The 18,638-nt window shown below is 63.4% G+C and carries 19 protein-coding genes; 12 read left to right on the forward strand and 7 right to left on the reverse strand.

Translation table 11 applies throughout. The features are described 5' to 3' along the window. The first annotated feature begins 128 nt into the window (after positions 1 to 128). The 9 genes from LB533_RS12090 (at position 129) to LB533_RS12130 (ending at position 8,736) form a co-directional block, all read left to right on the forward strand. On the forward strand, positions 129 to 704 hold the full coding sequence (locus LB533_RS12090; RefSeq protein ID WP_224677256.1) for a DUF4893 domain-containing protein: 576 nt from the start codon (positions 129 to 131) through the stop codon (positions 702 to 704). A gap of 93 nt (positions 705 to 797) precedes the next feature. After that, the gene (locus tag LB533_RS12095; RefSeq protein WP_224677257.1) at positions 798 to 1,580 is read left to right on the forward strand and encodes a formyl transferase; all 783 of its coding nucleotides are present in this window, start codon (positions 798 to 800) and stop codon (positions 1,578 to 1,580) included. Positions 1,581 to 1,782: 202 nt separating this feature from the next. Beyond that, a complete protein-coding gene (locus LB533_RS12100) occupies positions 1,783 to 2,085 on the forward strand; it encodes a virulence factor (protein ID WP_140516337.1) in 303 nt (100 codons plus the stop codon). Beyond that, positions 2,078 to 2,701 carry a methylenetetrahydrofolate reductase C-terminal domain-containing protein gene (locus LB533_RS12105; protein WP_224677258.1) on the forward strand — a complete coding sequence of 208 codons (624 nt, stop codon included), beginning with the start codon at positions 2,078 to 2,080 and terminating at the stop codon, positions 2,699 to 2,701. Before LB533_RS12100 ends, LB533_RS12105 begins: the two co-directional genes overlap by 8 nt. Beyond that, a complete protein-coding gene (locus LB533_RS12110; protein ID WP_224677259.1) occupies positions 2,698 to 3,789 on the forward strand; it encodes a methylenetetrahydrofolate reductase in 1,092 nt (363 codons plus the stop codon). The genes LB533_RS12105 and LB533_RS12110 overlap by 4 nt, the downstream gene beginning before the upstream one ends. 81 nt (positions 3,790 to 3,870) lie before the next feature. Further along, positions 3,871 to 4,842: a methyltetrahydrofolate cobalamin methyltransferase gene (locus LB533_RS12115; RefSeq protein ID WP_140639040.1), complete on the forward strand. Its 972-nt coding sequence runs from the start codon at positions 3,871 to 3,873 to the stop codon at positions 4,840 to 4,842. Beyond that, on the forward strand, positions 4,793 to 6,922 hold the full coding sequence (locus LB533_RS12120) for an ASKHA domain-containing protein (protein WP_224677260.1): 2,130 nt from the start codon (positions 4,793 to 4,795) through the stop codon (positions 6,920 to 6,922). The genes LB533_RS12115 and LB533_RS12120 overlap by 50 nt, the downstream gene beginning before the upstream one ends. Positions 6,923 to 7,324: 402 nt before the next feature. Beyond that, positions 7,325 to 7,510, forward strand: a complete 186-nt coding sequence (locus LB533_RS12125; RefSeq protein WP_140559670.1) for a hypothetical protein — start codon at positions 7,325 to 7,327, stop codon at positions 7,508 to 7,510. A 245-nt stretch (positions 7,511 to 7,755) separates the two neighbouring features. Further along, on the forward strand, positions 7,756 to 8,736 hold the full coding sequence (locus tag LB533_RS12130; protein ID WP_224677261.1) for an alpha/beta hydrolase: 981 nt from the start codon (positions 7,756 to 7,758) through the stop codon (positions 8,734 to 8,736). Here LB533_RS12130 and LB533_RS12135 read toward each other — a convergent pair whose 3' ends face one another. Continuing rightward, positions 8,737 to 9,636 (reverse strand): LysR substrate-binding domain-containing protein, encoded by a 900-nt coding sequence (locus tag LB533_RS12135; protein WP_140551349.1) that lies wholly within the window; start codon positions 9,634 to 9,636, stop codon positions 8,737 to 8,739. 217 nt (positions 9,637 to 9,853) lie between these two features. Between LB533_RS12135 and LB533_RS12140 the strand changes: the two genes are divergently transcribed. The 3 genes from LB533_RS12140 (at position 9,854) to LB533_RS12145 (ending at position 11,806) form a co-directional block, all read left to right on the forward strand. Beyond that, entirely contained in the window at positions 9,854 to 10,039 is a 186-nt protein-coding gene (locus tag LB533_RS12140; protein ID WP_140495643.1) for a hypothetical protein, read from the forward strand. 358 nt (positions 10,040 to 10,397) lie between these two features. Next, a complete protein-coding gene (locus LB533_RS29845) occupies positions 10,398 to 10,532 on the forward strand; it encodes a hypothetical protein (protein ID WP_127853696.1) in 135 nt (44 codons plus the stop codon). A gap of 335 nt (positions 10,533 to 10,867) precedes the next feature. Then, on the forward strand, positions 10,868 to 11,806 hold the full coding sequence (locus LB533_RS12145; protein WP_263482988.1) for a GlxA family transcriptional regulator: 939 nt from the start codon (positions 10,868 to 10,870) through the stop codon (positions 11,804 to 11,806). Positions 11,807 to 11,815: 9 nt separating this feature from the next. Here LB533_RS12145 and LB533_RS12150 read toward each other — a convergent pair whose 3' ends face one another. The 6 genes from LB533_RS12150 to LB533_RS12175 all read right to left on the reverse strand — a co-directional run bounded on the left by LB533_RS12150 (position 11,816) and on the right by LB533_RS12175 (position 18,587). Then, on the reverse strand, positions 11,816 to 12,601 hold the full coding sequence (locus LB533_RS12150) for an ABC transporter ATP-binding protein (protein ID WP_224677262.1): 786 nt from the start codon (positions 12,599 to 12,601) through the stop codon (positions 11,816 to 11,818). Further along, positions 12,598 to 13,374, reverse strand: coding sequence for an ABC transporter permease (locus LB533_RS12155; RefSeq protein ID WP_140495640.1), 777 nt, complete (start codon positions 13,372 to 13,374; stop codon positions 12,598 to 12,600). The genes LB533_RS12150 and LB533_RS12155 overlap by 4 nt, the downstream gene beginning before the upstream one ends. A gap of 63 nt (positions 13,375 to 13,437) precedes the next feature. After that, positions 13,438 to 14,382: an ABC transporter substrate-binding protein gene (locus LB533_RS12160; RefSeq protein WP_140639045.1), complete on the reverse strand. Its 945-nt coding sequence runs from the start codon at positions 14,380 to 14,382 to the stop codon at positions 13,438 to 13,440. Positions 14,383 to 14,523: 141 nt separating this feature from the next. Continuing rightward, entirely contained in the window at positions 14,524 to 14,868 is a 345-nt protein-coding gene (locus tag LB533_RS12165; RefSeq protein WP_140551346.1) for a peptidase inhibitor family I36 protein, read from the reverse strand. Positions 14,869 to 15,078: 210 nt separating this feature from the next. Beyond that, complete coding sequence (locus LB533_RS12170) at positions 15,079 to 15,924, reverse strand: DUF1194 domain-containing protein (RefSeq protein WP_181169324.1); 846 nt, start codon at positions 15,922 to 15,924, stop codon at positions 15,079 to 15,081. 101 nt (positions 15,925 to 16,025) lie between these two features. After that, a complete protein-coding gene (locus tag LB533_RS12175; RefSeq protein ID WP_140639047.1) occupies positions 16,026 to 18,587 on the reverse strand; it encodes an FAD-dependent oxidoreductase in 2,562 nt (853 codons plus the stop codon). Positions 18,588 to 18,638: the final 51 nt, after the last annotated feature.

Genomic DNA, 18,638 nt, shown 5'->3' on the forward strand with positions numbered 1-18,638 from the left:
CACCATCGTTTTTAACCTCGGACATTGTTAAGCACGGATGACAGCCTGCCGCGAATGGGTAAATTGCGCGCAAGCCAAGCAAAGGCGCCGTCCAGCGGTCGGCTGCCGGACACCGACGAGGAATGCCGATGACCCTTCGCCCGATGCTTGCCGTTGCCGGCCTTCTCTGCTGCACCTTGCCCGCGCTTGCCGACGGCGAGGTGCAGAAGCTGATCACCGCCGCCGACAAGGCGCGGCTGGACAAATATGGCGAGACGCGCAAGGCGGCTCTTGCCGAGGCGAAGGCGGGCAATCCTGGCGAGGTCAGGCAGCTCGACGCCTTGCTGGCCAAGCCGCTGGTTGCTTTCTCCGACAAGGACCTCACCGGCAAATGGCAATGCCGCACCATCAAGGTGGGCGGGCTGAGCCCGCTCGTTATCTATGGCTGGTTCAAATGCAGGGTGACCGACGACGGCTCCGGCTGGCGGCTGGAAAAGCTCACCGGCTCGCAGCGCACCAAGGGCCGCTTCTTCGACGACGGCGAAAAGCGCGCGATCTATCTCGGTTCCGGTTCTGTCAACAACGACCAGGCAAAACCCTATGGCAGCGGTCCTCGGACCGACCAGGTCGGCTACGCCTTCCGCAATAGTGCCGAGGAATGGCGCATCGAATTCCCCGCTCCCTATTACGAATCGAAGCTCGACATCATGGAGTTCAAGCGCTGAGCGGAGCCTTCCTGCCGGCTCCGGCATACCAAGGATTAACCCGCCTAGTCTAAGCTCCGGCCGTGGCAGTTGGTCCCAGGGGTGGCAAGATCAATGGCAGTACCGGAAACCAATCCGAGACCGATCGTGGTCGTTACCGGAGGAGGCCAGCACGTATGGGCAATGGTCAACGCCATTGCCGACCGTGTCGGCCCTGTCATCGTCATCCTGGAAGTCCCTGAATCCAAAAAGCGATTGCTGCTTGGCCGTGCCCGTCGCCAGGGCTGGCTGCAGGTCATCGGCCAGTTCGGCACGATGGTGCTGAGCAGGCTGGGCAAGCGGCTCTACGCCAGCCATGCCGCCCGATTGATCGCCGAAGAGAAGCTCGAGACCGAGCCGCGGCCGGGCCAGGAGATCATTCATGTTGCCTCGGCCAACGGGCCGGAGTGTCTCGCGGCGATCCAGAGAATCCAGCCAGGCGTTGTCCTGCTTAACGGTTGCCGACTCCTGTCGAAGGACATGTTGGCCAGGATGCCCTGCCCGGTGCTCAACTATCACGCAGGCATCACTCCGAAATATCGCGGCATGAATGGCGGCTACTGGGCTTTGGCATCAGGCGATTCCGCGAATTTCGGCACCACGGTGCATCTTGTCGATGCCGGCGTGGACACGGGCGGCGTGCTGAAACAGGCCTACGGCCACCCGAAACCAGGCGACACGATCTCAAGCTATGCGCTGCGCCAGACGGCGTTTTCGCGCGACATCTGCGTCGAGGCGGTCAGTGATGCCCTTGCCGGAAAAATGACGACGTTCGATCCAGGCCTGCCATCGAAACAGTGGTACCATCCGACGATCTGGTTCTATCTCTGGACGGGGCTCAGAACCGGCATCTGGTAGCGCATTCCTCGTCCGGCGCCGCGTGCAGAAGGCAGGGCTATCCCAGCGTTTCGAGCCTGCCGACGCACAAGCCGGAACGAATAAACGCGCCTTTCATTTTACGACATCCAAATGCGTCGCTTTTGAATGCGCGCGCGTCGTCCCATAACAAGCGGCCCAATTGCGCATGCGGCAATGCTCGCAGATCGAGGAGTGAGAATTCATGGCCGATCTGATCGTCGTCTACTGGCGCGACATCCCTGCCCAGGTCATCGTCAGGAAAGGCCGCCAGAACGCCAAGCGCGAACTGCCATTGCGCTTCACCGAGGCGATCGACATGTGCGCCATGCGGACCGGCGCGGGCGGCACGGACGACTATCTGGCCGAATGGCGCAAGGCCGATCCGGTTCCGGTCGGCGACGATCTCGAAGCCGAGGTCGAGAAGGCATTCCAGGACATCGACGCGAAATATGACCGCGAGCGGCTGGTCGCTCTGGTCAAGGCGGGCGGCAAAGAAAATGTCTGAAACCATTCCCGCCAAGGAGAGCCCGGCGGCCCTGCAGCCGGTCACCCAGGCGACCCTGGTCAAGACGGCGGCGCCGAAATCCGACTACAAGCCGGCCGACGTGTCGCCGCAGCGGCGCGTGCAGCGCTCCTTCGCGGTGAGATTGTGGTCGGTCCGGCACTCGCGTCTGCTCGAATGGTTCTATGCCCGCTTCGCCGACACGTTCCTTCTGCTGCATCCCTTGTGGAAAGGCATCGGCTACAGCCGTGTCGAGGCCCCTGTGAAGTTTGTCGAAAAGCGCGTCAAGGGCTTCATGTTCGACTGCCGCATGTGCGGCCAGTGCATCCTGTCCTCGACCGGCATGTCGTGCCCGATGAACTGCCCAAAACAGCTGCGCAACGGCCCCTGCGGCGGCGTGCGCGCCAACGGCAATTGCGAGGTCGAGCCCGACATGCCTTGCGTCTGGGTCAAGGCCTGGGAGGGGGCGCGCAACATGGAGCACGGCGACAGGATTCTTGCGGTGCAGAAGCCGGTCGACCAGTCGCTGCGCGAAACGTCCGCCTGGCTGCGCGTCACCGCGCAGGCGGCAGCGGCCCGTGAAGCCGCGGCCGATGCGAAGACCGGAGCGGCCGCATGATCGCCCGCCAGCGTGACGAGAACCCGGCCGGCATCCATCTGCCGCTCGACCCCTTGCCCGGCCACACCTCGCGCGGCCGGCTCGAGCGCGTCCTGCGACGCGGTGAATTCGCTGTCACCACAGAGCTCAACCCGCCCGACAGTGCCGATCCCGAAGACGTCTACAACAGGGCGAAGATCTTCGACGGCTGGGTCGACGCCATCAACGCCGTCGATGCGTCGGGCGCCAATTGCCACATGTCGTCGGTCGGCATCTGCGCGCTCCTGACCCGCATGGGCTATGCCCCGATCATGCAGATCGCCTGTCGGGACAAGAACCGCATCGCCATCCAGGGCGACGTGCTGGGCGGGGCTGCCATGGGTGTCGCCAACATGCTGTGCCTGACAGGCGACGGCGTGCAGGCCGGCGACCAGCCCGGCGCCAAGCCGGTGTTCGACCTCGATTCCATGTCGCTGCTCGAAACCATCCGCATCATGCGCGACAACGGCAAGTTCCTGTCCGGCCGCAAGCTTACCACGCCGCCGCAGTTGTTCCTCGGCGCGGCGGTCAATCCGTTCGCACCGCCCTTCGACTTCCGCCCGATCCATCTCGGCAAGAAGATCGCCGCCGGCGCGCAGTTCGTTCAAACGCAGTACTGTTTCGACGTACCGATGTTCAAGACCTTCATGCAAAAGGCACGCGACCTCGGCCACACGGACAAAGTGTTCGTCCTGTGCGGCGTCGGACCGCTCGCCTCGGCCAAGACGGCCAAATGGATCCGCTCCAACGTGCCGGGAATCCATATTCCCGATACCGTCATCAAGCGGCTGGAAGGCGCCCAGGACCAGAAGAAGGAAGGCAAGCAGCTCTGCATCGACATCATCAATGAGGTGAAGGAAATCCCGGGCGTTTCGGGCATCCATGTGATGGCCTACCGTCAGGAGGAGTATGTCGCCGAGATCGTCGATGAATCGGGCGTGCTGAAGGGCCGCCAGCCCTGGAAACGCGAGATCCGCCGCGATGACCAGATGGTCGCCGACCGGCTCGACCATATCCTGCACGACGATGTTACCGAAACCCAGGTGGACATGGTGAAGACCGCGCATTGACTTGCGCTGAGAACCACCATTCGCTTGATCGACAAGAGATAACGATATAAAGAACTCTTTATATCACGACGGAGAGATTTCATGACCCGGACCATCGTTGCCTCGGCGACACGAGAAATCATCATCGGCTTCGACCAGCCCTTCTGCGTGATTGGCGAGCGCATCAACCCGACCGGCCGCAAGAAACTCGCCGCCGAGATGGTCGCCGGCAATTTCGAGACCGTGATCAAGGACGCGTTGGAACAGGCCGCTTGTGGCGCCACCATGCTCGACGTCAATGCCGGCGTCACTGCCGTCGATCCCAACGCGACCGAGCCGGCGCTGCTGGTGCAGACGCTGGAGATCGTGCAAGGCCTGGTCGACCTGCCGCTGTCGATCGACTCCTCGGTCACCGCCGCGATCGAGGCGGCTCTGAAGGTCGCCAAGGGCCGCCCGCTGGTCAACTCCGTCACCGGTGAGGAGGAAAAGCTCGAGGCCATCCTGCCGCTGATCAAGAAATACAACGTGCCGGTCGTTGCCATCTCCAACGACGAGACCGGCATTTCGATGGATCCGGATGTGCGCTTCGCCGTCGCCAAGAAGATCGTCGAGCGCTGCGCCGATTTCGGCATTCCCGCGCATGATGTGGTCGTCGACCCGCTGGTCATGCCGATCGGCGCGCTCGGCGATGCCGGCCGCCAGGTGTTCGCCCTGCTGCGGCGCCTGCGCGAGGAACTGAAGGTCAACACCACCTGCGGCCTCTCCAACATCTCCTTCGGCCTGCCGCACCGCCACGGCATCAACGCCGCCTTCATCCCGATGGTGATCGGCGCCGGCATGACATCGGCGATCATGAACCCCGTGCGGCCGCAGGAAATGGAGGCCGTGCGCGGCGCCAACGTTCTGAACGGCACCGACGAGAATTGCACCAACTGGATTCGCACCTATAAGGATTACAAGCCGGCCGAAGGCGGCCAGGCGGTCGCCGCACCGACGGCGGTCAATGCACCAGGCGAAGGCGGCAATGGCGGTCGCCGTCGTGGCGGCCGTGAAGCCCGCATGGCAAGGGGATAAGCGCGCAATCGTGAATTCGCATACCAACATCACCGATCCGCTCGTGCTGTTCATGCCGTCGGGCAAGCGCGGGCGGTTTCCGGTCGGCACGCCGGTGCTCGACGCCGCGCGCCAGCTCGGCGTCTATGTCGAAAGCGTGTGCGGCGGGCGCGCCACTTGCGGGCGCTGTCAGATCGAGGTTCAGGAAGGCAATTTCGCCAAGCACAAGATCGTCTCCTCCAACGACCACATCTCGCCCAAGGGGCCCAAGGAAGAGCGCTATGAGCGCGTGCGCGGCCTGCCAGAACGTCGCCGCCTCTCCTGCTCGGCGCAGATCCTCGGCGACCTTGTCATCGACGTCCCGCAGGACACGGTCATCAACGCACAGACCATCCGCAAGGATGCCGACACCAGGGTGATCGCCCGCGATACGGCGATCCGCATGTGCTATGTCGAGATCGAAGAACCCGACATGCACAATCCGTCAGGCGACCTCGACCGACTCAAGATCGCGCTGATGAAGGACTGGAACTTCAAGAACCTCGAATTCGATTTCTATTTGCTGCCGCAGGTGCAGGGCATCCTGCGCAAGGGCAACTGGACCGCGACCGCCGCCATCCACAAGGACGCCGACAGCGACATCGCGCGCGTCATCGCTTTGTGGCCCGGCCTCAAGAACGAGGCCTATGGGCTGGCCTGCGATATCGGTTCGACCACCATCGCCATGCATCTGGTGTCGCTGCTGTCGGGCCGCGTCGCCGCTTCCTCCGGCACATCGAACCCGCAGATCCGCTTCGGCGAGGATCTGATGAGCCGCGTCTCCTATGTGATGATGAACCCGGATGGGCGCGAAGGCATGACGGTCGCCGTGCGCGAGGCGATCTCGGGCCTTGTCGACAAGGTCTGCGCCGAAGGCAGTGTCCAGCGCAACGACATCCTGGATTCCGTCTTCGTCGGCAATCCGATCATGCACCATCTATTCCTCGGCATCGATCCGACCGAGCTCGGCGGCGCGCCCTTCGCGCTCGCCGTCTCGGGCGCGGTGCGCATCAAGGCCTCGGATATCGGTCTCAAGCTCAACCCGGGCGCACGTCTCTACATGCTGCCCTGCATCGCCGGCCATGTCGGCGCCGACGCCGCGGCGGTGACGCTGTCGGAGGGCCCGCATCGCCAGGACGAGATGATGCTGATCGTCGACGTCGGCACCAATGCCGAGATCGTGCTCGGCAATCGTGCGCGGGTCGTGGCTGCTTCCTCGCCCACCGGTCCGGCCTTCGAAGGCGCGGAAATTTCCGGCGGCCAGCGCGCAGCGCCCGGCGCCATCGAGCGCGTGCGCATCGATCCCGAGACGCTGGAGCCGAAATACCGCGTCATCGGCTCGGAACTGTGGTCCGACGAGCCGGGCTTCCTCGACAGCGTGCAGGCGACCGGCGTCACCGGCATTTGCGGCTCCGGCATCATCGAGATCGTTGCGGAGATGTATCTGGCCGGCATCATTTCCGAAGACGGCGTCGTCGACGGATCGCTCAGCATGCGCTCGCCGCGTATCGTCGCCAACGGCCGCACCTTCTCCTACGTGCTGAAGGAAGGCGAGCCGAAGATCACCATCACCCAGACCGACGTGCGCGCCATCCAGCTCGCCAAGGCGGCGCTCTATGCCGGCACCAAGCTGTTGATGGAAAAGCAGAACACCGAGCATGTCGACCGCATCCATTTCGCCGGCGCCTTCGGCTCCTTCATCGATCCGAAATACGCCATGGTGCTGGGCCTGATCCCCGATTGCGACCTCGACAAGGTCTCGGCCGTCGGCAACGCCGCCGGCGCGGGTGCGCGCATGGCGCTGCTCAATCGCGGCTATCGTCGCGAGATCGAGGAGACGGTTAGCCAGATCGAGAAGATCGAGACCGCACTGGAGCCCAAATTCCAGGAGCACTTCGTCTATGCGATGGCGTTGCCGAACAAGGTCGATCCGTTCCCGAAACTGTCGGCGGCGGTGAAGCTGCCGCCGCGCAAGACGGTGAGCGAGGACGGCATCGCCGGCGACGCCACCCCGCGCCGGCGCTCGCGCGAAGGCCACGCCGCGCGGCGTGGACGGGAGTAGACAGCCGCGCAGCCGAGTGCTTTCCCGAACTGTTGGCGTCGCCCCTCATCCGGGTGCCGCCACCTTCTCCCCGTATACTGACGGGAAGACGGGAGCTCCCCGCAACCTTGGCGCCTGTTCGGCAACGTCTGTGATTGGCGAAATCATCAACGATGGCCACTTTCGCCCCGTCACTATACGAGGAGAAATGTCCGGCAGGACAATGAGGGGCAGCGCCCGAGATTTCAGAGTTGGTTGCCTGGTCCAATTCATTTGTATGCAAATGTTTCGGGATTGACTGATCCGGAAACCAAATCACCGTTTTCGCGAAATCCGACCGATACATGGCAGGCGCATTTACCCGGCATCGAACGGCGGCCGAAGATAATCCTCGGCCGCCGCCGTTCTTCAAGGGAGATGAAAATGTCGATGTTTGAAAATCTCGGCCGCTACGGTGCGACCATCAGGCAGGCCCATGCCAGGAACAAGGCCGTCCGCGCCCTGAACAGCCTGCCGGCGCATGTCCAGAAGGACATCGGCTGGCCGGCCTCGCCGCCCAGCGACCCGCAGGCAGCACTTTCCGCCCTGCTCTTGGGCTTTACGCGCTGATGACCTTCGCCGACAAGTGCAAACTGCTCGGCACGCGCCGGAGCCCGCGCGGGGCTCCGGCCGTCACCAGCAACCGCCTGCGCGCAGCCCTTCTGCCGCAGCGCTGATCCCTCCCGCGAGAAATGCGGCGCCGATCACAGCGACGTGTGCACACAGCGTAAATCTTGACATCTTCGACCAGGGCACGATCTTCAAACATGAAGGGGACTTCTCTTAGCCGGCTCCGCTGAAGTTCGTGTATCCGCATGCCAAGTTTGAAAAGCCACGTCGTGTCCTTCGTGCTCAGGCACAGTCGCAAGAAGGCGTTTTCCAGCCCGGAAAACCTGCAGCGCTGGATCGCCGCGGCGCGCCGGACAGAGAACCATCACCCTCCGGTGTCCGTGCAGCAGCGCTTCGACATCGAGACACGCACCGTCGACGGCTTTCCCGTCTACGAGATCGCCCCCAGGGCCGGCGAGCGCAAGCGGGTTCTCTATCTGCACGGCGGCGCCTATGTCTTTGAAATCACGCCCTATCATTGGCACCTGATCGCCGACATGGCCGACCGGCTGGGCTATGCCTTTACGGTGCCCATCTATCCCATCGCGCCCGAGCATGACTTCCACGCCATGTTCGGCATGGTCGGCGACGTCTATCGCCGGATGCTCGGCGAGACGGAGGCGGAAGACATCGTCTTCATGGGCGATTCCGCCGGCGGCAACATGGCCGTGGTGCTGACCATGATGGCCGCCGAAGAAGGCCTGCCCTTGCCGTCGCGCCATGTGCTGATCTCACCCGGGCTCGACGTCTCGCTTGCAAACCCCGAGGTGTTCGAGGCGGAGCGGAACGATCCCTGGCTGGGCATCGCGGGCGGACGGGAGGCCATCCGGCTCTACAGTGCCGGAATAGATCCGACGGACTGGCATATCAGCCCCGTCTATGGCGACCTCTCGGTGCTGCCCAGGACATTGCTCCTGGCGGGCTCTCGCGATCTTCTCACGCCCGACAATCTGATCTTCGCACAAAAGGCGCGGGCCGCCGGCGTCGAGGTAGAGCTCGTCCACGAGGAAGGCATGTTCCACGTCTGGCCGCTGATCAACATGCCGGAATCGCGCCGCGCGCGCGAACGGATCGTGGCGTTTCTGACCGAGAACCCCTCGCCCCTTGCTGAAGGGGCCGGAGCAAGCTTCGAAGCGCCGTCCGCCGAGGCTTCGGGGCAGAGCCTCCAGTCGGAGCACCCCGGCTGATCAGAACTTGCCGGTTTCCCGGAAGACTTCGAACGTCGCGCGAATGTGGTCGGCCACCGCCTTGACCGGCGCGCTGGCATCCGGCGCTACCACCATGGCGAGGTTATAGGTGCCGATATCGGGCATGCCGTCCTTGGGACAGAGCTCGACCATGTCGTTGCCGAGGAAAGACTTCGGCAGCGGCGCCACGGCAAGATCTGACATGATGGCGGCGCGCTGGCCGGCCGTATGCGCGCTCATATAGGCGATGCGGTAGTTGCGGCCCTCGCGGCTCAGCGCTTCGAGCGCCCCTGCCCGCCAGGCGCAGCCCTCTTCCCACAGCGACACCGGCAAGGGTTCGCGCAGATGCGCGCAGCCGCCCTTGGCGCCGGCCCAGACGATCGGCTCCGTCAACAGCACCTCGGCGCCGAGCGCGCTGGTCTTGTAGGAATTGGTGAGCAGCGTGATGTCGAGCGCACGGTCATCCATGCGCCGGCGCAGATTGCTGCTCTGGTCGATCGTGACGTCGACGGCGATCGAGGGATGCGACTGCGCAAAACGCTTCAGCACATGCGGCAGCACGCGCTCGCCATAGTCATCCGGCGAGCCCAGCCGCACCACGCCGACAATGTCGGGAACGATGAACTTGGACACCACCTCGCGATTGATCGACAGCAGACGGCGGGCATAGCCCAGCAGCATTTCCCCATCTGTGGTCAGCGTCACCGAGCGGGCATCGCGCGCGAACACCGAACGGCCCAGAATATCCTCCAGCTTCTTGATCTGCATGGAGACCGCCGACGGCGTCCGGAAGACGGCGTTGGCGGCGGTGGTGAAGCTGCCGGTTTCGGCAATCGCCACGAAAGTGCGCAGCACGTCGAGGTCCAGCAGCGGCAGCGGATGATTGAGTGGGGCGTTCATGACGATCGACCTTCAATTTTTCTGATGCAAACTATCATTCCATTTCGTTTGATTGAACATCAGTTCGGGCGCATAGTCAACTCCATCGAAGCAGGATGCTGCCAAGGCAGCCACGAAACGATCACGACACAGACCTGCCTTCGACATGCAATGAAGCTGATACAGACCTGACGTAAGGCATTGCCGGGCACTTCCGCCCCGACATGAGGAGATCGAAATGTCTATCCTGTCATCCATCGGTCGGCTTGCGACCGAATTCAGCGCGGCCCGCGCCCGCTATCAGACCGAACGCGCCATCCGCTCCCTGCCGATCGAGCTGCAGAAGGATATTGGCTGGCCTGAAGCGGCCGACACGAAGGCCGGCATACGCGCCGGCGTCGGATCCTGGGCTGGAGCAAAGTAAACCGTGTGTATCATGCATTGAAGGCCTGCCGCGCAAACCGCCCGGCAGGTCTTCTTGTTTTACCGACCTGTTTTGCCCTTTTATTTGCGTTCACATGAATTTCGGAGCCATGCCGCCGCTGCATGGCGCATATGAACAAGCCGCATAGCGGCTCGGTTTTGAGCTAACCATTTGTAAATTATTGAAAAATCCGGGAATGCCTACAAAGGCTCCCGCCTTGCGTGTCGCTTTTCATATCAAGTGCTTCGCTTTTGCGATTTAGTTTTTACTTACACAAGCCTATATCCGCGCCAGCAAACGAGCTGCCCCACTCCATCAAGCGAAGGCGACCCGTCTGAGCAACCGATTGGAGATGAACATGAAGCTTTTTGCCCGCCTTTTCCCTCGCCGCGAAATGAACCTGACCACGGCCCTCGAGCGCCAGCGCCTTGCCAACACCATGCCCGGCCAGACCGGCGCCATGGCTGCCGCACGCCTCGGTTTCGTCGCCTGAACCGATCCCGCAGGCAGCGCTCCCTCGCGCTGCCTGAATAGATGACGCCGCCCGGTTCCGCCGAGGCGGCGTTTGTTTGCACACCCCTGACGGCGCTTCCATCATGGACGGCGCCGCGGCTGCCCGGCGTCGCAACACGATTGCCCATTTGCGACCCATGTCGCAAATTAAATCTTGCTAAAGCTCCTTAGCCGATTGACAAGGATGGTTTTTCCTGTTGTCGCTATGCTATTCGCGACATTCTGTTCGCGCCATGGCTGCGTGAGGTTCCCGTGAACGCCGTTAAGCATCCGATCAAGCGATCGTTTGTATTTTTCCTTATCCCCGACTTCACCATGATCGCCTTTGCGACGGCGCTCGACCCGCTTCGCTCGGCCAATCGCATGCTCGGCTACGAGGCCTATCGATGGCGCCTTGCCAGCATCGACGGCAAGCCGGTGCGCGCTTCGAACGGTGTCGAATGCGCGGTCAACACCTCGCTGGAGGAGGAGCGCAGGAAGATGGGAGGGCCGGATCGCCCCAATATGGCCATCGTCTGTAGCGGCACCAATGTCGAGCGCTACCAGAACAAGTCCGCCTTCGCCTGGCTGCGCGAGGAATACAATCGCGGCGTCTCCGTCGGCGGCCTGTGCACCGGAGCACATGTTCTGGCCGCTGCCGGCCTGTTGTCCAACAAGCGCTGCGCCATCCATTGGGAGAACCTGCCAGGCTTCTCCGAGGCATTCCCGAAGGCCAATGTCTTTGCCGACCTGTTCGAGATCGACCAGAACATCTACACCTGCGCCGGTGGCACCGCCGCGCTCGACATGATGCTGAAGCTGATCGGCGACGATTTCGACGAGAATCTCGTCAACCGCGTCTGCGAACAGGTGCTGACCGACCGCGTGCGCAGCCCGACCGACCGCCAGCGCCTGCCGCTGCGCGCCCGGCTCGGCGTACAGAACTCGAAAGTGCTGACCATCATCGAACTGATGGAAGGCAATCTGTCGGAGCCGCTGTCGCTGATCGAGATCGCCGATCATGTCGACCTGTCGCGACGCCAGATCGAGCGGCTGTTCCGCACCGAGATGGGACGCTCGCCGGCCCGCTACTATCTCGAAATCCGCCTCGACCGTGCAAGGCATCTCTTGATCCAGTCCTCGATGCCGGTGGTCGAGGTGGCGGTCGCCTGCGGCTTCGTCTCGGCCTCGCATTTCTCGAAATGCTACCGCGAGCTCTACGCCCGTTCGCCGCAGCAGGAACGCGTCGACCGCAAGCAGCTGCTGGCGGCATAGAGGCGCGCCTCAGAGCACCTCTGCCGATCGCATCGCCTCGACACGGATGTCCTCGGTCAGCCGCGCCTTCAACACGGAGAATTCCGGACTGGTCTTCAGCGTGTAGTGGCGCGGGTGCGGCAGGTCGATGGCGACGTCCGACTTGATCCGGCCGGGCCTGGCCGTCATCACCACCACGCGCGACGCCATGAAGATCGCCTCCTCGATGTCGTGGGTGACGAACAGCACCGTCTTCTTGCGCCGTTCCCAGATGCCGAGCAGCAGTTCCTGCATCAGCCCGCGCGTCTGGTTGTCGAGCGCGCCGAACGGCTCGTCCAGCAAAAGGATCGCGGGGTCGTTGGCGAGCGCCCTGGCGATTGCCGTGCGCTGTTGCATGCCGCCCGAGAGTTGCTTGGGCCAATGGTTCTCGAAGCCCCTCAGCCCGACGAGGTCGATATAGGAGGCGACGATTTCGCCCCTCTCCCGCTCAGCCATGCCGCGTTCGCGCAGGCCGAAGGCGATGTTTTCGGCGACCGTCAGCCACGGAAACAGCGTGTAGGACTGGAAGACCATGCCGCGATCCGGCCCCGGCCGGGTCACCGCCTTGCCGTCGAGCAGCACGCGGCCCTCGCTCGGCGCCTCCAGCCCGGCGACGATACGCAAGAGCGTCGACTTCCCGCACCCCGAAGGTCCCAGGATGGTGATGAAATCATTGGCCGCGACCGCCAGGTCGACAGGCATCAGCGCCTGGACCGGTGAGCCGCCGCGCACGCCGGCGAAAATGCGCGAGACGCCCTCGATGAGAAGCTTGCTCATGCCAGGCTCCATGGGAAGAGCCAACGATTAAGCGCCTTGAAGGCAAGGTCGGACAACAGGCCGATCAGCCCGATGACGATGATGCCGAAGATGATCTGCCCGGTTGCCAGTCGCGACTGGCTGTTGATGATCATGTAGCCGATGCCCGACGACGAGCCGATCAGTTCGGCGACGATGACATAGGTCCAAGCCCAGCCAAGCACCAGCCGAAGCGTCTCGGCGATCTCGGGCGCATTGGCGGGCATGATCACACGCTTGACGATGCCGTTGTCCGTGGAGCCGAGCGTGTAGGCCGCCTCGACAAGGTCGCGGCGTGTGGAGCCGACCTTTACGGCGATGATCAGGATGATCTGGAACACGGAGCCGACGAAGATGACCAGCAGCTTCTCCAGTTCGCCTATGCCGGCCCAAAGGATGAGCAGCGGAATGAAGGCCGAGGCCGGCAGATAGCGGGCGAAGGAGACGAACGGCTCCAGGAACGCCTCGACTGGTTTCCACGCGCCCATCGCAATGCCCAGCGGCACGGCGACGGCCGATGCCAGCACGAAGCCGCCGAAGACGCGCCAGATGGTGATCAGTATGTCGAGCCAGAACCGGTCTTCGACCAGCAGCCGCCAGCCATCCCGCAGCATCGATAGCGGATCGGCTAGAAAGATGCGGTTGACGTGACCTCCAAGCGTGATCCACGCCCAGAAGACGACGAACAGCACGAAGAAGGAAATGCCGAGCACGGTTCGCGTGCCCGGCGAGATCGGATGCAAGGGGCGCGGCATTAACAACGGTCCTTGTGGGAAGCAAAACGGCGGCGCGGGGCGCCGCCGCTAGACAGCGGCCGGTCAGTTCGCCACGGCGCTGGTGTCGGCCAGGGTGGAGACGTCAGGCGCTTCCTTGATCAGCCCCATCTGCAGCAGGAGCTCGCCGGCGGTCTTGGAGAAATCCTGGAACTCCTTGGTGAAGAACTGCTTGTTCTCCGCCCGGTCGGCCCATTTCAGGTACTTCGCCGAATCCTCGAACTCCTTGGCCGACTGTTTTACGTCCGCGCCCATGATGCCGTAGGATTTCTGCGGGTCCTTCTTGATCAGCTCGAGCGCGTCGAAATAGCTGTCGGCAAGCGCCTTGGCGGCGTCCGGATTGGCTTTGAGGAATTCGGGCGTGCAGCCGACCGTATCGAGCACCATCGGGTAGTCGAGCGTGGTCGCCAGAATGTGGCCCTGGTCGGCCTTGTCGCGCACCGCCGAGATGAACGGCTCATAGGTGACGGCGGCGTCGTTCTGGCCGGCAAGAAAGGCTTGCGCCGCCGCGTCCGGTTCCAGGTTGACCACCGTGACATCCTTGGTCGACATGCCGTTCTTGTTCAGCACCCAGGCCAGCATGAAATAGGGCGAGGTGCCCGGCGCCGAGGACGCGACAGTCTTGCCCTTGAGGTCGGCGACGGTCTTGATGTCGTTGCGCACGACGATGCCGTCGGCGCCGTAGGACTTGTCGAGCTGGAAGATCTGCTTGGTGGTCACGCCACTGGCGTTCCACACCTGCCACGTCTCGACCGTGGTGGCGGCGCATTGCAGGTCGCCGCTGGCGATGGCGAGCGGCCGGCTGGCCTGCGGCACCTTCTTCAAAGTCACGTCGAGACCGTGCTTCTCGAAGAGCCCCGCCTGTTTGGCGAGCGTCAGCGGCGCGAAGCCGGTCCAGCCGCTGATGCCGATAGTGACCGATGTGGCGGCCATCGCCGGCGCGGACAGGCCGGCGGCGAGCGCCAGCGTAAGGATAATGGTCCTGTTCATGTCAGTTCCCCTTTGTTTTCTCTGGGGGAATGTTCACGGACGCCGCCCGGCTGTCAATGAACAGGGCCGTGTTCGCCCCCATCGTCGGCGACGAATGTTCGCCTTTGCCGCCATAAAGCGGCTAGGCCGAGGACCGTGTCGTCAATACTGGTCGCAGTAGCACTCCGCGGACGAGATGCGGTCGTTCCAGTCGCTGCCGCCGAAATCGCGGACCCTGCGCCTGATCTCGATCGAACGGCCTCCCCTGCGCGAATCCTCATAGGCAACGAGAGTGCAGCCCCGGCGAACGATCACCGACGACACGCGGTCGTTCCAGAACTCGCGGCCGCGAAAATTGACCGAATCGTCGGCCCCGAGCGCGATCGACCGTCCGCGAAAATTCGCATTTTCGAACATGATGCAGGCGGCCTGATCGTCGTATTGGGCGCTGGCGCCGTCAGCGTAAAGCATGGACGCGACCGCAGTCAGGATGGCTAGACGTCTCATCTGGTGTTTCCTCGGTTTGACCGCGTCACCCCGCCCGCCGGATGGCGCGGCAAGGTCAGTTTGCCACTGCTTCTGCCGGACTGGCAAGCCTGGAGCGGTTGGGCATTTCACGGAAAGGCCGAACCGCTTTGACTATTTTTTTCAACCAATTCCCAAGGGAAAGCGTTACGCGCGTACCGGCAAAGCGCTCTGCGCTTTTTCTGGAATTTCTCAGCGGCTATCGAGCATCCAGTTGCGGTTGCGCCACATCTTTTCGCCGACAAGGCAATCGGTGGCTCGTTCGGCCTGCGCCAGCACCACCGGCGGACGATCGGCCTTGCTACCCGACCGCGGCGAGGCCGGCCCGGCGAGTTCCAGCACCAGCTTGCGGCGGATAGCCTCCGGGAACTGCGTCCAGTCATTGACCGGGACCATGAAGGCGCCGGGGCCGCCAATGACGCAGTCGCTGTAATAGCGGTCGAGATCGTTGACGTCGTAGGCGCTGGTGAAACCGCCGCGGGTCATCAGCGGCAAGCCGTTTATGACGATGCCTTGCGTGACCACCTCGTCGCGGATGATATCGACCGGCGCGCCCTGGTTGTTGGGGCCGTCGCCGGAAATATCGATGACCCGCTTTGTCCCTTGAAAGCCACTTTCGGCGAAAAGGTCCGCGCCGAATTCCAGCGCGCCGGAGATCGACGTGCGCCGCGCGCTGTTGGGCGGCTGGGCGGACAGCCGCGCCACCACCCGCTCGGCGTCCGCGCGAGTGGCGATCACCGTCCACGGCACGATGACGTGCTGCGAGTTGGTGCCGGCCCATTCGACATAGGTGACGGCGATCCTGCCATAAGCGCCGGCGGCGATGGCTTGCAGCACATGATCGTGCGTCAAGGCAGCCGCGTAGCCGCGACGCTGGATCTCGAGTTCGTCCGCCGACATCGACAGCGAGACGTCGACCGCCAGCACCAGTTCGACGTCGACGGGTTCGTCCGCGAGCGACGCCGGCGCCAGCCACAGCATCAGCGCCAGGGCGGCGGCACCGGAAAGCAGATGTCTTGCGCGAGCAAAAGCAGACATGCCGCAGGGTAAGCCAGAATCGCCAGCCGAAAAAGAGAAAAGCCCGACCATGGCCGCCGGGCTTATCCAAAATTTGCTGACGAGCCCTGCTGGGAGGTCGCCTAGCTTCTCGGTTTCAGATTCTCCGGATCGTAGAGCGGCTTGTAGCCGACCCCGGCGACCTCGACCGGATAGGTCTCGCCGAAATACTCCACCTTCAGCTTGCGGCCCTCTTGGCAGTAAGCCCATGGCAGATAGGCGAGCGCGATGTTCTTGCCGATGGTCGGGCCGTAGGCGACCGACGTGGTGAAGGAACGGCGGCCGAGTTCGTCAACCAGCGTCTCGCCGGTCTCGGGGTCCAGCACCGGCATGATGCCCACCGGATAACGCGCCACGCCCTTGGAATCGGTGTTTTCGGTCATCACCAGCGTGCACAGCATCGCCGGCTGGTGCTCGCGGGCGCGGTATTCCAGGTGCTTGGCCTTGCCGCAGAAGTCGTTCTCCTTGACCTTCGGGCGGGCAAGATCGGCCTCGAGCAGGTTGTACTCGGTGAGCAGGTCGGCATTCTGCAAACGCAGGCTCTTTTCCATGCGCCGCGTGTTGGCATAGGTCTCGACGCCGAACGGCATGACGCCGGTCGAGCGCAGCGCGTCCCAGACGGCCAGCCCGTCCTCGTAGCGCATGTGCAGTTCCCAGCCTTGTTCGCCGACATAGGAGATGCGGAACGCGGTGACGTCCTTGCCGCCGATCCGGATCGGCTTGATCGCGGCGAACGGGAAATTCTCCAGCGCAAGGCCCTCGGGATTCTCGACCACCTTCTGCAAGGTTGCTCGGGCGTTCGGGCCCCAGATGCCGATGGTGACGTATTTTTCCGTCACATCGGTGATGGTGACATCGAAACCCTTATCCTGCGCGGTGCGGCGCATGTACTGGAAGTCGCGCGGGCCGGCGTCCGCGCCGTCGATCAAACGGCAGCGGTCGGCCATGCGGATGACGGTGAAGTCGGCGCGCACCATGCCTTCCTCGTCGAGGAAGTGGGTGTAGATGCCCTTGCCGATATTGTTGTCGCCGCCGATCTTGGCCGCGCACAGCCACTCCAGCAGCGCGACGTGGTCGGGTCCCTCGACGTCATACATCGAGAAGTGCGACAGGTTGACGATGCCGCAGTCTTCGCTCATCGCCAGATGCTCGGCATTGGAGACGCGCCAGAAATGGCGGTTGTCCCATTCGTTCTCGCGCACCGGTACCCGGTTGGCGTATTTCTCCAAAAGATGCTCGTTGGCGGCATAGCCGTGCGCTCGCTCCCAGCCGCCGAGTTCCATGAAGTAGCCGCCGAGTTCCTTCTCGCGCTCCCAGAACGGCGAGCGCCTGATGTTGCGGCCCTTGGAGAAGGGCTCGCGCGGATGCACGGCGGGATTGTAGACCTTCATCGCTGTCTCGGTGCAGCGATCCCAGATGAACTGCTCCTTGGTCTGGTGCGGATAGAAGCGCGCATAGTCGATGGCGTGATGGTCGATCGAGGTGCGGCCGTCCGTCATCCAGTCGGCGATGAGCTTGCCCATGCCCGGGCCGTCCTTGACCCAGATGGCAACGGCATACCACAGCCCCCTCACCTTCTGGCTCTCGCCCATGGACGGGCCGCCATCGGCCGTCACCTGCAGCAGGCCGTTGAAGGAATGGCTTTCGTTATAGCCGAGTTCGCCAAGGATCGGCGTCAGTTCCATGGCGCGCTCCAGCGGCGCCAGGATCTGCTCCATGTCGAGGTCGCGCTGCGAAGGCGAAAGCCGGGCCTGGTCCTTCTCGAGCAGGTCGCGCGGATGGCAAAGGCGCGGATTGGTCTCTTCGTAATAACCCCATTCGATCTGCCCGCCCTCGGCGGTCTTGGGGTCGCCGGTGTCGCGCATATAGGCCGAATTGCCCTGGTCGCGCAGCAGCGGCCAGCCGATCTCCTTGCCCGTGCCGGCGAACTCGTTGTAAGGGCCGAAGAAGGTGAGCGGATGGTCGATCGGCATGACGGGCAGGTCCTCGCCCACCATCTCGGCGATCAGCCGGCCCCAGATGCCGGCGCAGACGATGACATAGTCGGCCTCGATGGTGCCGCGGTCGGTCACCACGGCGCTGATGCGGCCGTCCCTGACGACGAGCGAACGGGCCGGCGTGTTGGCGAAGGATTTGAGCTTGCCGGAGGCTTCCGCCTGGTCGACGAGCTTGCCGGCGACCGTCTGCGAGCGCGGGATGACCAGACCGGCGTCGGGATCCCACAGGCCGCCCTGCACCATTCCCTCTTCGATGAGCGGGAATTTCTCCTTGATCTCGGCCGGTTCGATCAGCCGGGCGCGCGTGCCAAAAGCCTTGGCCGACGCGATCTTGCGCTTGATTTCGTCCATGCGGCCGTCATCGCCGACGCGCGCGACTTCGAGGCCGCCGATGCGAGCGTAATGGCCCATCTTCTCGTAGAAATCGATGGAGTAGAGTGTCGTCCAGCAGGACAGGAAATCGTGGCTGGTGGTGTAGCAGAAGTCGGAAGCGTGCGCCGTCGAGCCGATGTCGGTCGGGATCCCTGATTTGTCGATACCGACAATGTCGTCCCAGCCGCGTTCGATCAGGTGATGGGCGATCGACGCGCCGACAATGCCACCCAGGCCGATGATGACGACCTTCGCCTTGTTCGGAAACTCTGCCATTGCCCGCGACTCCAGGTGCTGTTGCGGGCGGCGTCGGCGCCCGTCTGATCG

The sequence above is a fragment of the Mesorhizobium sp. BR1-1-13 genome, from assembly GCF_020165515.1.
Classification (GTDB): domain Bacteria; phylum Pseudomonadota; class Alphaproteobacteria; order Rhizobiales; family Rhizobiaceae; genus Mesorhizobium.

What these genes read in the sequence shown, in the direction of transcription:
- LB533_RS12120 (WP_224677260.1), top strand. Translation starts at nt 4,793, where the DNA reads ATGGCGGTCGCCGTCGTGGCGGCCGTGAAGCCCGCATGGCAAGGGGAT.
- LB533_RS12145 (WP_263482988.1), top strand. Translation starts at nt 10,868, where the DNA reads ATGATCGCCTTTGCGACGGCGCTCGACCCGCTTCGCTCGGCCAATCGC.
- LB533_RS12100 (WP_140516337.1), top strand. Translation starts at nt 1,783, where the DNA reads ATGGCCGATCTGATCGTCGTCTACTGGCGCGACATCCCTGCCCAGGTC.
- LB533_RS12155 (WP_140495640.1), bottom strand. Translation starts at nt 13,374, where the DNA reads ATGCCGCGCCCCTTGCATCCGATCTCGCCGGGCACGCGAACCGTGCTC.
- LB533_RS29845 (WP_127853696.1), top strand. Translation starts at nt 10,398, where the DNA reads ATGAAGCTTTTTGCCCGCCTTTTCCCTCGCCGCGAAATGAACCTGACC.
- LB533_RS12095 (WP_224677257.1), top strand. Translation starts at nt 798, where the DNA reads ATGGCAGTACCGGAAACCAATCCGAGACCGATCGTGGTCGTTACCGGA.
- LB533_RS12170 (WP_181169324.1), bottom strand. Translation starts at nt 15,924, where the DNA reads ATGTCTGCTTTTGCTCGCGCAAGACATCTGCTTTCCGGTGCCGCCGCC.
- LB533_RS12150 (WP_224677262.1), bottom strand. Translation starts at nt 12,601, where the DNA reads ATGAGCAAGCTTCTCATCGAGGGCGTCTCGCGCATTTTCGCCGGCGTG.
- LB533_RS12130 (WP_224677261.1), top strand. Translation starts at nt 7,756, where the DNA reads ATGCCAAGTTTGAAAAGCCACGTCGTGTCCTTCGTGCTCAGGCACAGT.
- LB533_RS12125 (WP_140559670.1), top strand. Translation starts at nt 7,325, where the DNA reads ATGTCGATGTTTGAAAATCTCGGCCGCTACGGTGCGACCATCAGGCAG.
- LB533_RS12105 (WP_224677258.1), top strand. Translation starts at nt 2,078, where the DNA reads ATGTCTGAAACCATTCCCGCCAAGGAGAGCCCGGCGGCCCTGCAGCCG.
- LB533_RS12175 (WP_140639047.1), bottom strand. Translation starts at nt 18,587, where the DNA reads ATGGCAGAGTTTCCGAACAAGGCGAAGGTCGTCATCATCGGCCTGGGT.
- LB533_RS12160 (WP_140639045.1), bottom strand. Translation starts at nt 14,382, where the DNA reads ATGAACAGGACCATTATCCTTACGCTGGCGCTCGCCGCCGGCCTGTCC.
- LB533_RS12110 (WP_224677259.1), top strand. Translation starts at nt 2,698, where the DNA reads ATGATCGCCCGCCAGCGTGACGAGAACCCGGCCGGCATCCATCTGCCG.
- LB533_RS12140 (WP_140495643.1), top strand. Translation starts at nt 9,854, where the DNA reads ATGTCTATCCTGTCATCCATCGGTCGGCTTGCGACCGAATTCAGCGCG.
- LB533_RS12165 (WP_140551346.1), bottom strand. Translation starts at nt 14,868, where the DNA reads ATGAGACGTCTAGCCATCCTGACTGCGGTCGCGTCCATGCTTTACGCT.
- LB533_RS12090 (WP_224677256.1), top strand. Translation starts at nt 129, where the DNA reads ATGACCCTTCGCCCGATGCTTGCCGTTGCCGGCCTTCTCTGCTGCACC.
- LB533_RS12135 (WP_140551349.1), bottom strand. Translation starts at nt 9,636, where the DNA reads ATGAACGCCCCACTCAATCATCCGCTGCCGCTGCTGGACCTCGACGTG.
- LB533_RS12115 (WP_140639040.1), top strand. Translation starts at nt 3,871, where the DNA reads ATGACCCGGACCATCGTTGCCTCGGCGACACGAGAAATCATCATCGGC.